Source organism: Phycisphaeraceae bacterium (assembly GCA_019636735.1).
GTDB lineage: Bacteria > Planctomycetota > Phycisphaerae > Phycisphaerales > SM1A02 > VGXK01.
The window spans coordinates 466,636-487,628 of record JAHBWY010000003.1 but is presented as its reverse complement, the minus strand read 5'-3'; the positions used below and the strand labels follow the sequence as shown (position 1 = coordinate 487,628).

Here is a 20,993-nt window from a genome sequence, read left to right as displayed (position 1 = left end):
GAAGCCGATACCTCGCGGAACAGTCGGGGTTCCAGACACACTTTGCCGGCCGGGCCGGGTCTGGGGCGATCACTGGCACCGCAGCCGGTGGATCATGCGGCATCCTCCGTGCAGAGTTTGAGCGCGGGCAGCTGCACCTTCGGAGGATGGCCGATTCCCCATCCATCCTCCCAGGCCGTCCGGCGCCGCTCCCTGAGCTCCTGGCGGCGTTCCACCAGCTCGAGGCAGAGCGTGGCGAGCTTGCGCAGGTGATCGTCCTCGGTGACTTCGAGCTGCAGCCTCACCCCGAAGCACTCGAGCACGATGACATCCGCCTCCCAGTCCGGTCCTAAGGTGCCGCCTCCGACCTCCACTTCGGCGGTGCCCGCGAACTCGAGCCACATATCTGCGGATGGCCAGCTGCGGGCCTCGGGCTCTGCCGGTTCCTTGTCGACCGGCTCCGGTCGTTGTGGTTGTGCGAGTCGCCGCTCGTGTCCGTCGCCGGTGATCGTCACTTCGCTCATGGCTCATTTCCCACTTGGGGCAGTGTGCGAGACCGAGCGCGGCGCCCCTGGCCGCGCTTCGGGTTGTGGTGATTCAGGAATCGATGCCAGGGCAGCGGCAAGCAGGGCACCGCGCACCGCTGCCGGCAGCTGCGGCCACACCGATACAATCAGGTCCAAGCCATCCACGGAGCCCGGGCCAGCAGACTCGGCGATCGGAGGGGGCCCGCCCTCGGGGCCCTCGCCGGCCGGGCCATCGGGGGCTTTGTGGGGCGCTTCGTGGGGCGCTCCCGGACAATCAGCGGTTTCCCCGGGGGAATCGGTGCGCATCGCGCAGCCTTCCAAGCTGAATGTCGAGGGTTCAAGTCCCTTCGCCCGCTTTCGAGAGGCGCCGATCGGCAGCGCCTTCGACTCGTCGGGTGGGGAGTGAAACACGCGTGTCAAGCCGCTGGCGTCGAGGGTGCAGGGTGCGATCGAGCCCTGCGTGACTCGACCGCACCGCCGCACGACACTTGAACTCAGGGGCCGATCTTCCGGATCAGCACGAATCCGTCGCCGGTGACGCCCACCGGGCTGCCGACGCGGATGTAGTACGGCGTGTTGACCGCACCATTCCACTGCACGGTGCTCGTGAGATTCGCACAGAAGGGCGTGTTGTTGGCACAGCCTCGGAGCGTCATCGTGGTGCAGTCGGCATCGATCGGTTCATAGACACCCAGGATGGTGTCGAACTTGGCGAGGTTGCAGGTCGACACCTCCCATACGCCGCCCGACGGCGGAATGAAGAGATACCAGACATCGAACTGGAACTCCGCTGCCGGCTCGCCGGTGCAGGTCACGAACGGGCTCGGCAGCGCGCTGGTCGTGGCGGCGAAGGTCGTGAACGGGTTCACGCCCACTTCCATCAGGAGCGCGCCCGAGCACTCATCGTTGACCGGCGGCTCCGGCTGGAAGATGCAGAGCGTGAATGCGGCGATCGCGCAGTTGAAGTCCCATTGCACCGAGCAGCAGGAAGGGTCGATCGCACAGATGGCCTCGCAGCAGAAGACATCGTTGCAATAGGGGGTGAAGCTCGGGAAGAAGCAGCTTCCTCCCGTGCCGCACGCTTGCGGCGTGACGCAGGTCGGGCAGTTGACGAGGGCCTCCGTCGCGCAGCTCGTATCCCAACTCACCTGGCAGCAGAAGGGATCGATGGCGCAGACGATCTCGCAGCAGGTCTTGTTCAGACAGAAGGGTGTGCTGTGCGGCGTGCAGCAGTCGCCGGCCAGCGCACTGCCGCACTGCGGCTGCGGGCATGGCTCGAAGCAGGGGCCCGGGACAACCTGTCCGCCCCTGAGCAGGATCTGGGCGTAGCTGTTGGCGCGCTCGGCGCAGTTGGCGTCCCACTGCACATTGCAGCAGAAGGCATCGCCCGGATAGACCGTTCCATTGTCGTCGGTCCATCCGAGGCAGACCGCGTCGCAGCACTTCTGGTTGTTGCAGCGAGGTCCGGGGTGCGGCGTGCAGCAGCTTCCGGCGCAGGTGTCGCCGCAATCGGGATTGCACTGCTTGCACTGGGCAAGCGTCTTCGCAGTGTTCACGCAGAGCTCATCCCACTCCTCCTGGCAGCAGGTGGGGTCGATCGCACAGACCGCGAAGCAGCAGCCGCCGTTCTCGCAGGCCGGTCCCGCGTGCGGCTCGCAGCAGGAACCCGCGGATGCGGAGTTGCACTTCGGACGACTCTTGGTGCAGCCGGGAAGCGTGCGGGCGAGCTTGGCGCAGGAGCTGTCCCACTCCTCCTGGCAGCAGGTGGGATCGACCTCGCACACCACCTTGCAGCAGGAGGCGATGCTGCACCCGGCGCTGTTGTTCGCCGCAAAGCAGTTGCCGCTGAAGGATTGGCCGCACGCTCCCACGCAACGCACCGCCGCAATCTGGACGCAGAGCGTGTCCCACTTGTCCGAGCAGCAGAAGGGATCGGCCGCACAGACGGCTTCGCAGCAATGGGAGTCATTGCAGTAGGGCTCGGGGTGCACCACCAGGCAGCTCTTGTTGCAGGGATCGCCGCAGAGACCGTTGCCGCAGCAGAGGTCGCGCGCGAGCGAGGCGCAGAGCGCATCCCACTGGACCAGGCAGCAGTTCTCTTCAACCGAGCAGACCGCGGAGCAGCAGCTTCGGTTGTTGCAGCCGGGCGAACTCTTGGGAGCGAAGCAGCCGCCTTCGCAGGGGCAGTTCCACACCTTCTTCGGGATGCAGACGCTCCGCTGGAGGTCGACGCAGGAGGCGTCCCACTCGGTGATGCAGCAACTCGGGTCGAAGTCGCAGACGGCATTGCAGCACGCCGGGTCGTCGCAGCCGGGGAAGCGGCTCGCGAGGTTGCATGGACCGGATCCGGGGCACGCCTGCTGATCGATGCAGACGGCGAGGGCGATGTTCGCGCACGCCTGGTCCCAGCGGATGGTGCAGCAGGGCGGCGAATAGGAGCAGACCGCCGCCGCGCACGCCCGATCGGCGCAGGCCGCACAGCGGATTGGGCACTGCGGGCCCGACTCGCAGCAGTGGGAGATGAAGCAGCTCCAGTAGCCCGACGCATTGCTCGGCAGCTTGCAGAAGGTCTCCGCCTCAAACGCGCAGATCGCGTCCCACTCGACCTCGCAGCAGTAGCTGTCCACCGAACTGCAGATGAGGCTGCAGCACTGCGTGTCGATGCACCCTCGGCCGGGCGAGGCCATGAAGCAACTCCGCTTGGCTCGATTCGACGGCACGCACGCGTCGATCGGATTGCCGCAGACGGTCAGGGCAAGATTCGAGCAGGCGCCATCCCAAGCGATGGCGCAGCAGAATGGATCGACGGTGCAGACCGCGTTGCAACAGATCGGATCGGCACAGCCGGGTGAGCCGCTGCTGCTGTAGCAACTGCCGGAGTCGGGGTTGCCGCAATTGCTGCAGACATTGAACGCGGTCTCGACACAGATCGCATCCCACGCCACGGTGCAGCATTGCGGTTCGAATGTGCAGACGATCGAGCAGCAACTCGGCGGCGAGTCGCAGCCGGGCGTCGAGTGTGTCGTGGTGCAACTTCCCGTCCCGGGAACACAGGCACCGTTGGTTCCGCACTGCGACTTGGCGAAGTTGGCGCAGAGCGTGTCCCACTGGACCAGGCAGCAGAAGGAATCCCACTCACACACGAGCTGGCAGCAGAGGGTGTTGTTGCATCCCGTGCGAACATGGGCCTGGAAGCACCCGGCGGTCGATGTTCCGCAGGGGCAGTTCAGAGTCGGACAGGTGAGCGTGGCGAGCGACACGCAGATCGTGTCCCAGGACCCGCTGCAGCAGAAGGGATCAAAGCCGCACACCGTCTCGCAGCAATCCTTGTTGTTGCAGAAGGGGGTCGCCTTCTTCACACAGCAGCTTCCGGCGAGCAGCGATCCACAGAGGAGACAGACCTGGTCAGCTCGCTCCACACACTGCTGATCCCAGCTCACCTGGCAGCAGAAAGGATCGATCTGGCAGACCTTCTGGCAGCACTCCTTGTCGGCGCACGCGGGGGCGAAGGAGAGTTCGTTGCAGGGCCAGAGCTTCGAATCGCCGCACGAGGCGCAGAGGGTGCGGGCAAGCGCCACGCAGAAGACATCCCAACTGGCGGCGGGGTCACAGCAGCTTGGATCGTTGGCGCAGACCTTCGCGCAGCAGACTGGATCGTCGCAGTAGGGCGTGTTGTTGGGCAGGAAGCAGTTGGAGGTCAACGGGCTGCCGCAACCGAGGCAGAGCACGCGAGCGATCGCGACGCAAGTCGAGTCCCACTCGACGACGCAGCAGGGCGGAGCGACGGCACAGACGGCGGCGCAGCAGAAGTCGTCGTCGCAGCCGGGTTCCGAGCTCACCGAGAAGCAGCTCTGCTGGAAGGGCGCGTTCCCGCAGGCACCGCAGATCTGGAGCGCGAGCGTCACGCAGACGCCATCCCATCCGACCGTGCAGCAGATCGAGTCAACCGCGCAGACGGCCGCGCAGCAGGCAGGATCGTTGCAGCCGGGGGTTGGATGAACGGCCAGGCAAGGCGCCTGCGTGACACCGCAGAAGTCGGCGGGACCGCAGGTGTGGAAGTTCTGCACCAGGAAGTCGTCGGCTGGTGTGCCTGCGGCGCCGTCGTTGTTCACATCGCGGCAGGCGAACCCTCGGACACAGGCGTAGAGCGCCAGGTCGACCGAGTTCACCACGCCATCGAGGTTCAGGTCACCGACGCAGCTCGAGCAGCCGTAGCTCGACGCTGCATCGAGCAGGAAGTTCGCGATGATGTCGGCCAGCTGCGAGGCAGGCAGCGTTGTCTCCGCAGTTCCGCCGCCGGTGCCGGAAGCGAGCAGTGCCGCGAGCTGCGCCACGCATGGCTGCGCACCAGTGCCGACCAGAGTCGACACGACGGTGCTCGAGACATTCGCCACGGCAATGGCGTTCTGCACACTTGCCAGATCCGCGAGGTCACAGGCGGGTGCGGGCGGAACTGCGTCACCCTCAAAGGGCGCCTCGTCACTGATCGTGACCACCAGTCGCACGAATCCGGGCTGCCACGGGAAACGCTTGGCCACGATGGCCGCGGCGTCGCCCCAGCTCTCCGGATGGGTGAGCTGGCCGATCGTGTTTCCATTCGCGTCGGGCACCGCGGGCCCCAGGAGCGCCGCCACATTGCTTGTGAGGCAGCCGAAGTCGCCGCCCGGCGTCTCCGTGATGCCGAGCACGGTCGCTTCGACGCGCGTGCCGCTCGCCTCGAGCGCCTTGATGACCTGCGGGATCGCCGCGCAGAGGGCCGCGGCTTCGTCCGCCATCGAGGTCGAGGTGTCCATGACGAAGACGACCTCGATCGAGCCATTGGGGTACTCGCAACTGCACCCGCAGAAGGGATTCGGAGTGCCGGGGCTATCCGCCGTTTGAAGCAGCGCGCCGTCGTAGACGAAGGTCACCTTGCAGCTCGCGCCGACACAGGGACCGACATTGGCGTTCGGAACGACCTGGACCTGGAGCGTCGAGCCCTGCGCACAGATCATGCTGTTGAATACATCCATCGACATGAACAGCGTGCGTGTCCCCGTGATGCACGGCGGGTAGCCCCCCGCGAGCGTTCCGATGGAAAGCCCGCCGACAAAGACCTCGGCCGACTTCGATGGGTCGTCCATGTCAGCCAGAAGCTGCACATTGACACGCACGCCGCCGCCGGCTTCGACGAGACCGTTCACATTCGCCGAGTAGGGACTGCCGAACTGGAAGCCAGTCTGCTGCGGCCCTTCGACCGAGATCTTGACCGGCTCGTACACGGAGTAGATCTTTCGTCCGACGCGCCAGTTGTTGTTGTTGCCGCAGCGGAAGACATGGGCGGGAATGCCGTCGATTGCCGGACCCGCCTTCGCGGTTCCATAGGCTCGATTCAGCGGACCGAAGGCGGTCGACTTGATGATCGAGACGCTGTCGACCACCTCACTCCAGGGCACGATGTCGAGGACGCCGTTGTTGGTGAGGTCGAGATCGAAGCCGAGCGGACTGAAGCCGACATTCGGGGGAATGTTGTCATCGAACATTCCGAAGTTGAAGTTGCGCACCAGCAGATGAGTCTGCGTGGAGTCATCGTCGAAGGTCAGCGGGATCGTCAGGTTCGCCGCGATGCCCAATGGCAACTGCATCGTCGGCTTGCGCACGAGATAGCGACCCGTCGGCGGCATGACCGCGTTGACGGGGAAGGTGTTGATGTGGACGATGACTCCCGCACCACCGTAAGGAATGCCGGAGACCGTCTTGATCGGTCGCGTGCCGAGGACGACATAGGCGAGATCCTTGAGCGGCGTTCCCGGAGTGCCACGGAGCTCGTAGTACTCCCGGTCGTCGTCGTTGCCGGCGGAGCCGAGTTCGTCGATCCGGACTTCGGAGATGAGGACCTGCGCGGGGGCGCGCTCGCCACACATGAGAGCCGCCATGAAGGCGGTCAGACACACCAGCAACTGTCGCATTGAGCGAGTCTCCGAAGGTCCATTCGAGATGAAGAGGCGATGAGCCCGGTGGACCATCGCAAGCCGTCCCGCCCACGACCACTGTAACCGCCTCTTGGACATAGGCCAATGCGCATCTCCAAGGAGTGGCGCGGTTCGTCGTCCGGGAACGACTTCACCCGAGGCGTGCGTGATGGGCCGGTCAATTGGCGCCGGGCCCCACCGGCGTGGTGATCATGGTGAAGGTGACGAAGGTCCACGGGTAGCGAGCTGCTCCGACATCTCGTCCACTGAATGACCAGCCTCCGGGAAATCCCAGCAGAATGGCGTCTTGGCGGTCGGGATGAAAGGCGTAGGCGAGCGGCACGCGCATGTTGAGATCTCGAAGTCGGCCGAGGCCGGTCCACGCCCGCTCGGGGGTGGCATGCATCGCCATCGTGCCGCGCATCATCGCGGGATCGAAGGGCACCCACCCCGATCCCGGCAGGAAAAACTCGGCCCAGACTGTGTAGGTCGTTCGAACCGGGCGCTGGACGCCGGTGTTCGCCTGGTCCACGCCGATCACCGGGCGCGCGGGAATGCCCGCGGCGCGCAGCACGGCAACACACGCGGCCACGAGATCACTCGCCGTGCCGGTGCCATCCTCCATCGCCTGGGCGGCACCCACCATGCGGAGTCCCAGCACCTGGTTTCGGTTTCCAATCTCGACGCCGGGACCTTCAAGTCCGCGGAAGGCACTGATGGTGGCTCGAATGAGCTCCTTCGCCGCGACGAAGACCGGTGTATGTCGGAGGCGGCCTTGCGAAGTGCGTTCGACGAAGGCACTGAAGCGGGGATCGTCGCTCTCGATGCCGCGCGACGGCGCAAGCCAGCCTCTGGCTTCTTCGGGCCACTCCGTGGGCCACGCGACGCGCACCGCCGAGGCGTCATCGAGGTCACTGCGCCACACCGTCACGGTCTGCGTGTATGAGCAGCGGAGTAACTGGCCTCGCACTGATCCAAGCGGGACGACGATGGTGCCCACTCCTGTCCTGGGGCAACGCTCCATCGTCATCTGATTGGGCGGATCGGGGTCGGGACGGCCGTCGCGCGACACGGCGATGCGGATCGAATCCTTGTTGCCTTCGTTGAAGGTCGAGATGGGAATGAAGGGGAGGAGAAACGCGGTGTTCTGACCGACGAAGGTGACGGGGTTTCCGCCGGAGCCATCACTACTTCTCGCCCCCGGCGCGTTGATGACAACATCCCAGGTCACCGTCCACTGCCGTGGGTTCGATCGCGTGAGCAACTGCTCGGGAGGGCGCCCCGGCGGCGGAATCGGCGCGGGTTCGCTCGGGGGAGGCCGATCACGCGGAGGGGGCGTTGCGGGGTCCTGGGCGCGCGCCGCCGTCGACCACCCGACTGCCGCACTGATCGCGACCACGATGAGCCGCACGGAGGTCATGTCGAGTGAACGCATGGGAGACCTCATCCGATGAGCGAAGCCGGGTCGGTGTAGATGAACCGGGCGATCGTATTCAGGAACTGTGCGAGCACGAGGTTGATCATGATGATCGCAATGAAGCTCGACACGAAGGCGCTTGTTGCGGCCCGGCCCACGCCCGCGGCGCCTGCCCCGCAGGTGAAGCCCTTGTAGCAGGCGATCAAGCCGATGGCCCCGCCGAAGAAGAGCGACTTGAAGAGGCCGCCTGCAGGTTCAATCCATCCGACGGCCTGCGCGGTGAAGTGCCAGTAGTCCTGACTCGGCACGCCGAAGATTCGGACGACCACGGCCCAGGCGCCCCAGCTTCCGAGGATGTCCGAATAGGCCGTCAGGATCGGCGTCATCATGATGCACGCGACGACCCGAGGCACGACCAGATAGGCGATCGGATCGGCATCCATCGCCCGCATCGCATCAAGCTGCTCGGTGACGCGCATGGTTCCGAGCTCCGCCGCGAGGGCGCAGCCGACGCGTCCCGCCACCATCACCGCCGCGAGCACCGGCCCGATCTGCTTGACCACGCTGACATTGATGATGCCGCCCATGCGATCGGCCTGTCCGAGCAGGTTGAACTGCGCAAAGCTCTCAAGCGCCAGGATCATGCCGATGAATGCGCCGGTGATGGCCACCACCGGCACGCTCGCCGCGCCGATCGACCAGAGCTGCGGGCCGAGCAGACGCCATCGCAGGCAGCGCGCCGGATGTCGCAGGAGTCGTGCAGCAGTGGCCAGCACGAAGTCGGTGAAGCGACCGAAGCTCGCGATGACATCGATCGTGCGCTGCCCGAAGTCGGCGATGCTGGTGACGAGGTTCACGCGATGGATGGTCGACGGGGGTGAGGCGATCGCAGTCGCTGGGTCACGGATGATTGAACGCAGTCGAGCAGAGAGCGCGCCAGCGTCGGCGGGGAGTATCCGCGATTTTCACCCGATCGGGTCCCGTTGCCACGCCGAAAGGACTTGGCTCAGGCCGATCGAGCCCGAGTTCCGAAAGGAAAAGGCCCCTCGGCGGAGTGCGCCGAGGGGCCTTGAAAACTTCACTCGAGCGAGTGGATTGGAGCGACGCTCCTCGCGCCGGTTACGGGCAGGCGCCCCACGCTCCGAGAAGGATGGCGATGTCGGCACCGTTCACGACTCCGTCGCCATTCAGATCCGCAGGCGTGCCCGGCGGCACTGGACCCCATGAGCCGAGCACGATGGCCACATCGGCGCCGCCGACGCTGCCGTCGCCACTCAGGTCGGCGGGGCAGGGGTTCTTCGGCGTGAAGGGAATGCCCGTCACGATGATGTCGTCGACGCGGTTTGTTCCGGTCGCCGGGGGCGCTGTCTCGAACGCCGCACGCAGCCGGACCGAGATCTCGGTGCGATCGGCGGCCGAGGCCGGCAGCGCGACCGGACCAAAGACCGATCCGCTCTGGAAGAACGCGGGGTTACCCGACCAGGTGAGATTCGGCACCGTGTAGGACTGGAGCGGAGTCCACTCTTCCGAGTCGGCTCGCCACTCGAGGACGAAGTCGGCCGGTCCGGTGGTGCTTCGGGTCTGGCTCCACTGGAACTCGATGCTCTCATGATCGAGCGTCGAGGTGGTGAACTGATAGACATCGTTCAGCGACCAAGTGTTGCTGCTGAAGGCACGCGACGAGCCGTTGCCGACGGGGCTCGACCACGCCGTGGCGGGGTTGGCGTGGATGCCCAGTGCCGGACCACCGTAGAGGCCGCCTTCGGCCGCGTGAGGTCCGGCGTTGTTCGGCTGGGTGGCCTCGAAGGTCCACTGGGCCAAGGTGACCTCGCGCGGATCCTCGATCACCTTGCAGGTGTCGTTCTCCTCGCCGGGTGTGTCCTTCTCGAAGTTGCCGAAGACGCCGACGAACCACTCATCGGTGTCGGGGCAGCGGTAGAAGTGCGCCGGCAGGAAGGCGCCGTCGGGGCCCAGAAGCGGCTCCGCGTAGACGCACTCGGTCGTGCTCAGCCCGACGAGCGCAAGCTGGTCGATGATGCTGACCCAGCCGGGTCGATCGAGCTCGCAGTCGTTCTCCGAATCGAGATCCTCGCCGCGGAGAGTCTCCGGATTCCAGACGAGCAGGTGGGTCTTGTTCCCATTGCTGCCGAACTGGAAGCCGTTGGCGGGCAGCACGAGGTTCGCCGGCGCCAGGTTGAAGCTCGACTTGGCGAAGACGAAGTAGCCGCTCGCGGTGATCGTCGAACCCTTGAGCGGGGTGTAGCTCTCGACCACGCCAGCCGGGTCGTTGACGCTGCTGCCGATGACGACATAGGCCACACCGTTGAGGCTCGCGCCAGGGGGACCCTTGAGCTCGACATACTGCTGGCTACTGCCGGAGTTGGCGATGCGGACCTCGTTGATCTTGATTGCGGGCGGAGAGCCCGGGGCATGGCAGAGGCTCTTCGCGGTGAGAACGCACGAGGCATCCCACGCGATATCGCAGCAGGTGGGATCGGCATCACAGACGAGGTTGCAGCAGGACTCATCCTGGCAGCCGGGTGTGCCATTGGCCAGGAAGCAGTTGCCCGAGCCAATCACGCCGCAGGCTTCGCATGTGAGGTTCGTCGCACCGGGGGTGTCGGCGGCGTCGGGGAAGAAGGGATCGAAGCTGCCGATGCGCCAGTCGCCGTTGGGCTGGCAGCGGTAGACATGGCCCGGCTGGAACGGTCCATCGGGTCCGACGACGGTGGGGCTGTAGTACCACTCGGTGCCGGCTGGGGGGGTGTCGCCCGGGTTCAGCGGCGTGATGATGACCGAGACCCAGTCGACGATCTCGTCCCATGGAGTGATGTCGAGCACGCCGTCGTTGTTGAGATCGAGGTCGTCTCCGTTCTGGCCGGTGAAGTTGCGCACCAGCATGTGGGTGACATTGTCGACATTCTCGAAGTTCAGGACATTGCCCGAAATGCCACCTGCGGTGACATAGTCGGGAATGGCACCGAAGACATTGGTGTTCTCGGCGACCAGGAAGAGTCCAGCCGCATTGATCGAGAAGCCCTTGAGCGGGACGACGCACTCAATGACGCCAGAGCCGAGGGCGGCGGCGCCATCGCCGATCACGATGTAAGTGAGATCGTCGAGGCTGGCGCCTGGGGTGCCGGAGAGCTCGAAGTACTCCTCGTTGTCACCACCGGGCTGATCGATGCGGATCTCGCTGATGAGGACGGGAGAGGGTGCGCCAGCGCACTCCGGATTCGCCACGCCGGGGGTGTCGGTGATCCCCACCACGAAGAAGCCGAGTCGCCACTCCTCGGTGTCGCCGCAGCGCCACACATGGGAGGGGATCACGCCGGCGTCGGGGCCGATCGTGGTGGTCGAGTAGACGAAGTCGCCGAAGATGCCATCAGGGTTCGGGAATTGGATCAGGGCGATCGAGTCGCTGACACTGCTCCACGGCGCCGGTGGGTCGAGGACGCCGTCATTGTTCGCATCGAGGTCATCGCCGACATTGCCGGTGAAGCCCTGAACGAGCAGGTGCGTCTTGTTGTTGCCGCCTTCAAAGGTGAACGGCACGACGAGGTTCGCAGTGCCGAGGGTGAACGACGGCTTCGCGATCACGAAGAGACCGCTCGCGGGAATGGTCCCGGAGAGCGCGATCACTTCCTCGACATAGCCGTTCTGGGCAGGAGGAAGCTGGAAGTCGTCGTTGCCGATGACGATGTAGAAGTAGCCCGCCAGGTTGGTCCCCGGCGGTCCCTTGAGTTCGACATACTCGTCGAAGTCAGGTCCCGGCTGTTCGACTCGAATCTCGTTGATCTTCACCTGTGCCTGCGTGGCCGCGGCCAAACCCATGGCCAGCACGCATGCTCCCGACAGAATCCGTGGAATCATCGCCTGCTCTTTCTCGTGATAGACGCGGGGGTGCCCAGTCAATCGCGAGGCGCCTCGAACCCGCGATCGACGAGTCGGAGTGTATCGCTCGACCTTCGGTTCTCAAGCGCGCACGCATCGGGGCGGCGAGAACTCGCCGAATCTGAGCGCGGCGTTCAGGGAACGGCCCATCCGGAGCCAATCAATCGCATGGAGTCCGCATTCGGCGCGCGATAACGGCGTCGGTCGCAAGGACCGACGCCGTTCAGGATCGAAAGACGCGGCGAGCCCAGGAGTGCCGCTACTTCACCGGCTCATCATCGACGACGCGGCGCGGTGCGGGTGCCGGCGCGGTTCGGGTGGCAGCGGCGGGGGCCGGTGCGGAGCCGAAATCGGCGAGCGGAACGGTCAGCGGCGTCAGGAAGATCTCGACGCGACGATTCGCGGCCGCGCCTCGCGCGCCATTGGGCACCACCGGGCGGAACTCGCCGTAGCCAGCAACCTGCATCCGATTGGCCGCAACGCCATCGCGCACGAGCGCATCTCGCACCGAGATCGCGCGATGCGCGGAAAGGTGCATGTTGGTCGGATGCTGATCGCGCACGCGATTGATGGGCTGGTTGTCGGTGTGGCCGACGACCTTGACCTCGAAGGGGCGCGCTTCGGACGAGTTGAGAATCTGCGCGAGTCGCGCGAGGACCGCGCTCGTGCCGGGCTTGAGCTGTGCCGATCCGGAGTCGAAGGTGAAGTCGCTCGCGAAGCGCAGCATGCCGGTGCGCTCATCGAACTGAAGCATGTCGGGGAACTGCCGCGCGAGATCCGCGAGCGCCTGGTTGAGCGCCGCAGGCAGCGGGCCGACATTGATGTTGCCGAGCTCGCGCATCAGGCGGTCGTAGTCGGCGAGAAGGCGCTCGATCGCCTCCTTGTCGGCGCCCTGAAGACCTCTCATCTGCTCGAGGTCCGCGGCGGCCAGCGCCAACTGGCTGCGCAGGCGCTCTTCGTTCGCGCGACTGGTCGCAAGGTCGCTCTGCGATCGCAGGAGCTGCTGCTCCACATCGCGATACGCGGTCAGCAACTCGTCATAGCGCTCCTGCGAGACACATGCGGCAAGCAGTGGCAGGGCGGCAAGGGCAACGACGCAACGGATGACTTTCGAACGCAGATTCATGGAAACCTCCTGTGACCGTCGGAACGCTCTTCCTGAAGGGGCGGAGTGTAGTGACTTCCCCGTATGGCGGGATGCGGTTGCGTGCACCAGTGGCGCTGAATCGCCCTAGTCTTCCGGGCGATGTCCGACCGGGTTCATCCCCTCACTCTCGATCGAGCCGCACTGGTCATCGACGCCACGGGCGTGGACGCAGCCCCTGGTGTCGTTCTTCGCCGGGGGGATGCGATCATCGCGGCGGGCCACCCGGAGGCGGTCGGAGTTCCGGCCGAAGCGATCATTCGGGAGTGGCCGGACTCAGCCATCCTTCCTGCCCTTGCGAACGCCCATGCGCATCTCGATCTGAGCGGTCTCGAGCCAGAGCCGTTTGACGGCGACTTCGGCCGCTGGCTCGGCCGGGTGCGCGACTTTCGCCGGTCGTTGGATGTGGAGAGCGCCCGGACATCGATGGCTCGCGGGGTGGGGCTTTCTCTGGCCGGGGGGGTGGCGGTCATCGGTGACATTGTCGGCGCGCCGTTGGCGAAGCACATCGGCCGAGCGATGGAGACCCTTCAGCAGGGAGGACTGCGGGGCGTCTCGTTCGTCGAGGTCTTCGGCGTTGGTGCGACTCGGAATGCTGCGCTCGAGGCGATCGCATCGGTCCCCGCGCGGGGCAAGTCGCCTGATGTGCAAGGGGGCGACGGCACTCGATTGAGGCTCGGGATCCAGCCGCATGCACCATATTCGACCTGCGACGAGGTGATTGCGGCAGCGCTCCAGGCGGACGCGCCGCTTTCGATTCACCTGGCAGAGACACCCGAAGAGGTCGAGTTCCTCAGGGACGGGCGGGGACCGCTTCGGAGCATGCTCGAAGGGTTTGGGATCGCCGTTGAGGGCGGACTCGGAGCGCCTCCTTCGGGGGTTCGCCCGGTCGAGTGGTTCTGTCGTCAGGTCTCTGCGGCGCGAGCGGGCTCGTCGCGCGACGCCGACGCGCCGCCTGTCATGGCGGTCCACCTCAACTCGATTGAGGCCGATGATCCCGCCCGACTCGCCGCCGCGCAGATTGGCGCGATCTATTGCCCGAGGGCAGCGGCGTACTTCGGGCGCGGCGGCATGCCGTGGCGGGCGCTCCGCGAGGCTGGCGCTCGCGTGGCGCTGGGCACCGATGGATGGCTCTGTGTCGACACGCCCGATCGCCTCTCGACTCTCGATGAGATGAGACTCCTTGCGAGGCGCGATCATGCGTCACTCGCGGAGCTCCTGCCGATGGCGACGACGGCTGCGGCGGAAGTGCTGGGCATCGATCCCTCGCTCCTTTCGCTGCGGCCCGGAGTGAAGCCGGGGCTGATCAGGGTGAACGCGGGAGTTGATCCGCGACGCACGCTGCTCCTCGGCGATTCGGCCCCCGAGTGGCTTCATACCCCGGAGGCCGCCTGATGCGCGGTGCAGCGAGGTTCGATCGCTGGCACCTCGGCGCCCGCGCGCTGGCTCGAGCGCTGCTCGGACAGGTGCTGGTCCGCGTTGATCGCTCGCGGCGCTTCTCGGGGCGAATCGTCGAGACCGAGGCCTACCTCGGCGCGATGGACCTCGGGTCCCACACGGCGGGAGGGCGTCGCACGCCTCGCACCGAGAGCATGTACCGGGCGGGTGGTCACACCTATGTCTACTTCGTCTATGGCATGCACCACTGCCTGAATGTGGTCGCGGCGCCGGAAGGGGTGGGGTGCGCCGTGCTCATCCGCGCCATTGAACCGCTCGAGGGCTTCGATCAGTCGACGGGGGCGCCGCGTCGCTGCGCCGGTCCGGCGCGCCTCTGCCGGGCGCTCTTGATCGACCGGTCCTTTGACGGCGAGGACCTTCGCACGAGTCGCCGCCTCTTCATCGAGCGCGGACGAGCGGTGGCGCCTGCGCGGATTGTCGTGGGGCCTCGCATCGGCATCGACTCCGCAGGCGCATGGCGCGACGCGCCGCTGCGCTTCGGCGTGGCGGGCAGTCAAGCATTGAGCCGGCCTTTCCCCGAGAAGTTCTCCGCATCGGGCGGAAGTGCAGCGGGGGCGAAGAGTTGGTCGAGCCGTCGTTGGCCGGCCTAACGCCGACAGGATGTGCATTTTTCCGCTGCGACGCGCCGATAGGGACGGGGTCCGGTTCCAGAGGTATAGTTGCCACGCCCATGAGCAATCCTGCGACACCCTCGCCTGCATTTGAGGTTGACTGGGATGAGATCTGCCGCGCGGCGGGTCCCTATCCCCGTGACGCCTTTGACTTCGTCCGCCAGGGTCTTGCCCACACGGTGTCGACCTGTCGGCCCGATGGGCCCGAGGCGCCCAATGGCGGTCGTCATGTGAGCGGCCAGCAGCTCTGCATGGGATTGCGCGACTTTGCGATTCTGAAGTATGGGCTGATGGCGCCGGCGGTCCTCGCCCACTGGAACATCGCGCGGACCGATGACTTCGGTCGGATCGTCTTCGCGATGATCGACGCGGGCATGATGAGCAAGACGCCGCAGGACTCGATCGACGACTTCCGCGCGGTCTACGACTTCGCCGAGGTCTTCAGCCACCAGCAGGTGGCGTCGCGTCTTCGGAACGCCGGGACCGTTCGAGCCACGGCTTGATCCCGCAGGCGATTGCCTGCTGCCAAGGGGCGAGCGCGCTATCTGACGAGGTCGAGGTTCGCGTGCAGCGGCGCTGGCCTTTCCGTCGTGCGACCCGGTCGTGATTCAGGCGCGGCGATCATGCGGGCCAGCGCGAGGCAGTGACCTCGGGACGCACAGCGCCGCGACCTGCGCTCAGGATCATCGCTTCTTGCGCTGCTTGAAGCGCTGCTTGATGCTCTCGGTTCGCGTGGAGCCGCGGTTGCCGAGGCCGGGCATTCCGGCGAGCCCCGGCATGCCCGCCCCCGCGGCGCCGCCTGAGGTCATGTCGCGCATTGCCTTCATGCGGCCCATCATGCCCATGCCGGACATCTGCTGCGTCATCTTCTGCATCATCTCGAACTGCTTGATCATGCGGCCCACATCGGCGGCGGAGGTGCCGCTGCCCGCGGCGATGCGACGAATGCGACTCTTGTCGATGAGACCGATGTTGTCGCGCTCCCTGCGCGTCATCGAGTTGATGATGCCCTCGAGACGATCGAGCTGCTTCTCGTCGATCGAGACATCCTTCAGCATCGAGCCGACGCCGGGCAGGAGGCCGAGAAGCTGCTTCATCGAGCCCATGCGCCGAATGGAGCGCATCTGCTTCAGGAAGTCCTCCATCGAGAACTTGCCCTTGGCGAGCTTCTCCGCCATGCGCTCCGCGTCGGCCTCGGAGACTTCGCGCTGCGCCTTCTCGACGAGGCTGACGACATCGCCCATGCCGAGGATGCGGCCCGCGATGCGGTCGGGGTGGAAGAGCTCAAGCGCGTCGTAGCGCTCACCGATGCCGACGAACTTGATCGGAGCGCCGGTGACTTCGCGCACCGACAGGGCGGCGCCGCCGCGCGTGTCAGAGTCGAACTTGGTGAGGATGACGCCGTCGACGGCGAGGCGCTGGTGGAAGGTGCGGGCGCTGTTGACCGCATCCTGTCCGGTCATCGCGTCGACCACGAGCAGGATCTGGTGCGGCTCGACCGAGCGCTTCACCGCCTCGAGCTCGCGCATCAGCTCATCGTTGACATGGAGTCGGCCCGCGGTGTCGAGGATGAGCACATCGAAGCGCTCGTCTCGGGCGCGCTTGAGCGCCCGCTGACAGACGCCGACGGCGACACCGACGGCCTGCCCGTACTCGGCGCAGCGCTCCGGCTCGCCGTAGAAGGCGATGCGCGCCGAGCCGCGCGCTTCCGCCGCCACCTGATCGACGACGGTGCGAAGCTGTTCGACGGCCGCGGGGCGCTGAAGATCCGCGGCGGCAACCATCACGCTGCGACCCTGCGCCTTCAGCCACGCCGTGAGCTTGCCGCAGGTGGTCGTCTTGCCGCTGCCCTGGAGACCGCACATCATCACGATCGTCGGGCCGGGCTCGACCAGCATGAGCCCGCGCTCCTCGGCGCCCATCAGCTTGATGAGCTCGGAGTTGACGATGCCGACGAACTCCTCGCCGGGCTTCAGCGTCTTCGTGACTTCGCGACCGACGGCTTCCTTGAGGACGCGTTCGCAGAAGACCTTGACGACCTCCTGGTGCACATCGGCCTCAAGGAGCGCCGTGCGGACCTCGGTCATCGCTTCGCGGACATTTTCTTCGGTCAGACGGCCTCGACCCGAAAGTCGACGGAAGACATCACCGAATCGCGTTGTCAGTGATTCGAACATGGGGAACCCTCGATGGTACGATCGACGCACCTTGTCGTGCCGGTGCCAGACATGGCGGGTTGCGATCATCGCCAGCCTGAGCCTCGCTGCCGCGGGCTGTTCGACCCCTGGCTCGGAGGCCCTTCAGGCCTATTCAGCCGGGAACTTTCAATCGGCGAAGCAGCAGATTCTCGCCCTCGACCCCGCGCCAAGGGATGAGTTTCTGATCCTCTGCGAGCAGGGGAAGATCGCCCTCGACGCAGGTGACCCCGAGGCGGCGGCCCGCTCCCTGGCCCGGGCCAGCGACTGGGCGGAACGCTTCGCGATCTACGAACCGAAGACGACCATCGCCGAGGAGGCGGGGTCGATCGCCATCAACCAGACGATGCGGACCTGGCGCGGGACCTACTCCGATCGCATCATGGTTGATGCCTATTCCGTGCTGGCGCAATTCTGGTTGGGCAACATCGAGCAGGCGGCGGTCTATGCCAATCGCGTCGCGGAGCGGCAGCAGGATGCTGAGGTTGAACAGCGCCGCCAGATCGCGAAGGTCGAACGCGAGATCAACTCCTGGCGCGGTGGTGCCGCAGCCTCTCTCGTGCAGCAGGTGCAGCAGTCGCCGAAGTTCAAGGCATCGAGAGAGTCGGTCGAGGCGCTCGCGGGCGCCGCGTATCTGAATCCGTTTGCGAGTTGGATCGCGGCGATGGCGTGGTCGGCGACAGGCGACTCCACGCAAGTGGAGCGTGCGCGGGTGATGCTCCGCCGAACGAGTGACATGGTGCCGGACAACTCGGTGGTCGCTGCGCAGGCGGCGATGAATCCCTTCGAGACGGCGCGCCATCGTCCGCAGGTGCTTGTGCTCCTCGATGCGTGTCAGGGCATGTCCCTTCAGCCACTCATCATTCCGCTCGTGACGCCATGGACCGGGTTCAGCAGCATTCCGCTTCCGATTCCACAGACGCATGCATGCGGAATCTCGGGGGCGCAGATTTCGGGCGGCGGAGTGACGGTCACGACCGAAGCGCTCTCGAACAACGATGCGATCTTCCAGGCGCAGTTTGACCGGATGCTGCCAGAGATCATCTTCAGGACGGCGGTGATGATCGCCGTGAAGGAGGGTGCGACCGTAGCGGCGGCGCAGGCGACGAGGCGGAACTCAGGGGCGCAGATCGGTGTTCTTGCGGCGATGAGCCTCTACAAGGCCATCACGAATCAGCCCGATCTTCGGAGCTGGCGGAGCCTCGGCAAGTTCACCCAGATCGCCCAGTTGGACCGCCCTGACAACGATACGATTTCACTCTCCATTCTTGGAGCGGGGGGCTTGGCGGGTGCCCCGGCGTCCATCGTGCTCCCTCCGGGCCGCGTCGTCATGGTCTATGTCCGGTCGATCAATCCCGGAGCCACCGTCGTCTATATGTTCTCACTTGATCCTTCGGACACTTCCGGGGAATCGTGGGCCGTTCGCACTGTCAGAGATCTGCCATGACCTTCACTCACCACCGTGTTTCCCGTCTCGTGCCCGCGCTGGCGGCAACCCTTGTTGTGGGCTTGGTCGCATCCCTTGCAGGGGGCTGCAAGGCGACCAACACCGTCTCCAGCGGTCGACCCATTTCGCCCAAGGCGGTCGACATGAGCTACAAGGTCAACAATCAGTTCCTCGCCTCGGAACTTCGCGTGATCTCCGCCTACGAGCAGGTGCGAAATGGCCTGACCTTTGTGCAGATCAATGTGCGCAACGAGGGAGCCGGTGATCTCTGGTTCCTCTGGCAGGTGGTCTGGACCGATCGAAGCGGCATGAGGATTCCCGCCGGCACGGTCGCCTGGACCCGCGAGGTGCTCGCCGAGCGACAGGAGGGCAGTATCGAATTCGCGGCACCGACGCCGGAGGCGTATGACTGGCGCGTCACTCTCGAGAAGTGGGACCGCTGAGTCCGCATGCATTCGACTCTTTCATCAACCATGACACGCACCATGAACTCAACCTGCAAAGCACTCGTGGCTCTCACCCTGCCGATCGCATTCGTTGCCGGGTGCGAACAGCCGCCCAAGCGGATCGATCCGACCGGCCGTGAAGCGGTGACCAGCATGGGGATCGACTACTCCGATGCCCAGGAGATCGCCGCGAGCATGACCAACAAGATGCTCTCCTCGGCGGCGTTCAGACGCTATTCCCCGCCGGTGCTCGCCCGCTACAACAACACGGTCAACAAGACGGCCGACCCGAACCTGCCTCTCGACAGTGTGAACACGCGCATCCGCAGCACGCTGCTCAACAGCGGGCAGATCCAGTTCACTGCGGCGCTGGTGACGGCCGAGGGCTTCGACCCAAGCGTGCGCGAAGCGAGGGATCTGGCCAACGACCCGATGTTCAACCAGAACACGGTGCAGCAATCCGGGGCGCTGGGGGCTGTCGACGCACCGCAGATCTCCGTCAACAGCGAGTTCCTCTCCGTCTATTCGACCGATGGTCGGGCCCGGCAGAGGACCTATGAGCTTCGCATCTTCGTGACCGATCTCCTCACCGGACGAGTGATCTGGGAGGACACCTCGAAGGCGATCGCCAAACTCGGCCGCAACTGAGGAGGGCGTCATGGTGCGATACCAACGCGCAGTGTTCGGATCTCTTCTGATGGCCCTTTCGCTCGCCTCGGGGGCTGGGCTTTCACCGATGCTCTTTGGCCACGCGGCGCAGGGAGCGACGCCGTCGCAGGAGACGCCGCCGTCACCGCCACCGCCGCCGAACTTTGATGAAGCGCCCGCGCCGGTCGGGGCTGCGCCCTCGACTCCGGCGGCGCCGTCAGCGCCGTCGGCGACACCCAGCGACTCTTCAGCGCCGCTCCCGGGCCAGGCTCCGTCGCCGCAGTCCGGTCAGTTGCCCACCATCGCGATTCTGCCTGTCGAGGCGTCGTTGCCGCGCTACATCTTCGGCACCGGGCCTTCGGGGCGTGAGGCGGAGTGCGGCTCCGAGGAGCGCCAGGGCGTCACCCTCGCACGCCGCACCACGCAGGACCTGCTCGAAGCGTTCGTGGCCACGCAGCGATTCCGGGTGCTCGAGCGCGAGCGCATCGATCGAGTGATGCAGGAGCAGAACTTTCAGCGCACGGCCGGCGTCGACCCGCGCGAGCTCACGCGGCTCGGCCGACTGCTTGGGGCCGATCGCGTCGTGGCGACTTCGCTCGACCTCGCGGGCACGGCGTGCCGCAAGGTCGAAGTCCGCGCGAGCGGTTTCGTGGCCTTCGAGTTCGGTGGTGGCATCGAGGTCGCCTATCGAGTGCTCGATGTGGCGACGGGTGAGATCGTCAGCATGGGGCGCGTCACGCGCACCTGGGATTCGCGACAGAGTCCCGAACTGCGAAGCGTGCTTGCCTCACCCGATGGCGCCATTGAGTTCTTCAGCAGGCAGGCGGCCATGGCGCAGACCTACGCGATTCTCGATGCGATCGATCCAATCAAGGTCGCCGCGGTGCAGGATGGCGTGGTCATTCTCAATCAGGGCCGCGGGCGCCCGATGACGCCTGGCACCACCCTTCGGGTGATGATCAAGGGCGAGCCGATTCGCGACCCCGATACGGGCGCGGTGCTCGGCGAGGATGGCGGTGAAGCGGCGCTCGTGCAAGTCTTTGCCGTCGAAGAGAGGCTCAGCCGCGCCCGCGTGGTCGTGGGCGACGCGACCCGGATCGCCGTCGGCGCCCGCTGTCGCACGATCGAGGTTCCGGGGCGTCCGCAATAAACGGCCGCCTCAGCATCCTCGCCGCCCTTGGCCCTCTCCAACTGGGTAGCACGGCCGTCAATCGTCGCTCGACGGCTTCTCCGAAGCCAGTCTCCGTCTTCCAAGGAGGCTGTGCAACGCCTGTGC

General features: G+C 65.8%; 14 protein-coding genes. 7 read left to right on the top strand and 7 right to left on the bottom strand.

Translation table 11 applies throughout. The features are described 5' to 3' along the window. Positions 1-92 precede the first annotated feature (92 nt). The 6 genes from KF724_06085 to KF724_06060 all read right to left on the bottom strand — a co-directional run bounded on the left by KF724_06085 (position 93) and on the right by KF724_06060 (position 12,894). Positions 93-503, bottom strand: a complete 411-nt coding sequence (locus tag KF724_06085) for a hypothetical protein (protein ID MBX3355249.1) — start codon at positions 501-503, stop codon at positions 93-95. 497 nt (positions 504-1,000) lie between these two features. Further along, positions 1,001-6,454, bottom strand: a complete 5,454-nt coding sequence (locus KF724_06080; protein ID MBX3355248.1) for a hypothetical protein — start codon at positions 6,452-6,454, stop codon at positions 1,001-1,003. 181 nt (positions 6,455-6,635) lie between these two features. After that, a complete protein-coding gene (locus KF724_06075; protein ID MBX3355247.1) occupies positions 6,636-7,892 on the bottom strand; it encodes a transglutaminase domain-containing protein in 1,257 nt (418 codons plus the stop codon). Between the two features lie 8 nt (positions 7,893-7,900). Then, positions 7,901-8,731 (bottom strand): ABC transporter permease, encoded by an 831-nt coding sequence (locus tag KF724_06070; protein MBX3355246.1) that lies wholly within the window; start codon positions 8,729-8,731, stop codon positions 7,901-7,903. Positions 8,732-8,993: 262 nt separating this feature from the next. Then, entirely contained in the window at positions 8,994-11,747 is a 2,754-nt protein-coding gene (locus tag KF724_06065; protein ID MBX3355245.1) for a hypothetical protein, read from the bottom strand. A gap of 280 nt (positions 11,748-12,027) precedes the next feature. Further along, positions 12,028-12,894 (bottom strand): OmpA family protein, encoded by an 867-nt coding sequence (locus KF724_06060; protein ID MBX3355244.1) that lies wholly within the window; start codon positions 12,892-12,894, stop codon positions 12,028-12,030. A 120-nt stretch (positions 12,895-13,014) separates the two neighbouring features. On the opposite strand from KF724_06060, the gene KF724_06055 reads away from it, so the two are divergent. The 3 genes from KF724_06055 to KF724_06045 all read left to right on the top strand — a co-directional run bounded on the left by KF724_06055 (position 13,015) and on the right by KF724_06045 (position 15,484). Beyond that, positions 13,015-14,307, top strand: coding sequence for an amidohydrolase family protein (locus KF724_06055; protein ID MBX3355243.1), 1,293 nt, complete (start codon positions 13,015-13,017; stop codon positions 14,305-14,307). Next, on the top strand, positions 14,307-14,960 hold the full coding sequence (locus KF724_06050) for a DNA-3-methyladenine glycosylase (protein MBX3355242.1): 654 nt from the start codon (positions 14,307-14,309) through the stop codon (positions 14,958-14,960). Before KF724_06055 ends, KF724_06050 begins: the two co-directional genes overlap by 1 nt. An 80-nt stretch (positions 14,961-15,040) precedes the next feature. Beyond that, positions 15,041-15,484, top strand: a complete 444-nt coding sequence (locus KF724_06045) for a hypothetical protein (protein ID MBX3355241.1) — start codon at positions 15,041-15,043, stop codon at positions 15,482-15,484. A 180-nt stretch (positions 15,485-15,664) separates the two neighbouring features. Here the strand turns inward: KF724_06045 and ffh are convergent, their stop codons facing one another. Further along, a complete protein-coding gene (gene ffh / locus KF724_06040) occupies positions 15,665-17,158 on the bottom strand; it encodes a signal recognition particle protein (protein ID MBX3355240.1) in 1,494 nt (497 codons plus the stop codon). A 31-nt stretch (positions 17,159-17,189) separates the two neighbouring features. Here ffh and KF724_06035 point away from each other — a divergent pair, with 31 nt between their 5' ends. The 4 genes from KF724_06035 to KF724_06020 are packed head-to-tail and all read left to right on the top strand — an operon-like array spanning position 17,190 to position 20,867. Next, the gene (locus KF724_06035) at positions 17,190-18,623 is read left to right on the top strand and encodes a hypothetical protein (protein ID MBX3355239.1); all 1,434 of its coding nucleotides are present in this window, start codon (positions 17,190-17,192) and stop codon (positions 18,621-18,623) included. After that, positions 18,620-19,066: a DUF1425 domain-containing protein gene (locus KF724_06030; GenBank protein ID MBX3355238.1), complete on the top strand. Its 447-nt coding sequence runs from the start codon at positions 18,620-18,622 to the stop codon at positions 19,064-19,066. Before KF724_06035 ends, KF724_06030 begins: the two co-directional genes overlap by 4 nt. A gap of 42 nt (positions 19,067-19,108) precedes the next feature. Next, positions 19,109-19,717 carry a hypothetical protein gene (locus KF724_06025; GenBank protein MBX3355237.1) on the top strand — a complete coding sequence of 203 codons (609 nt, stop codon included), beginning with the start codon at positions 19,109-19,111 and terminating at the stop codon, positions 19,715-19,717. Positions 19,718-19,727: 10 nt separating this feature from the next. Further along, positions 19,728-20,867, top strand: coding sequence for a hypothetical protein (locus tag KF724_06020; GenBank protein ID MBX3355236.1), 1,140 nt, complete (start codon positions 19,728-19,730; stop codon positions 20,865-20,867). Positions 20,868-20,993: the final 126 nt, after the last annotated feature.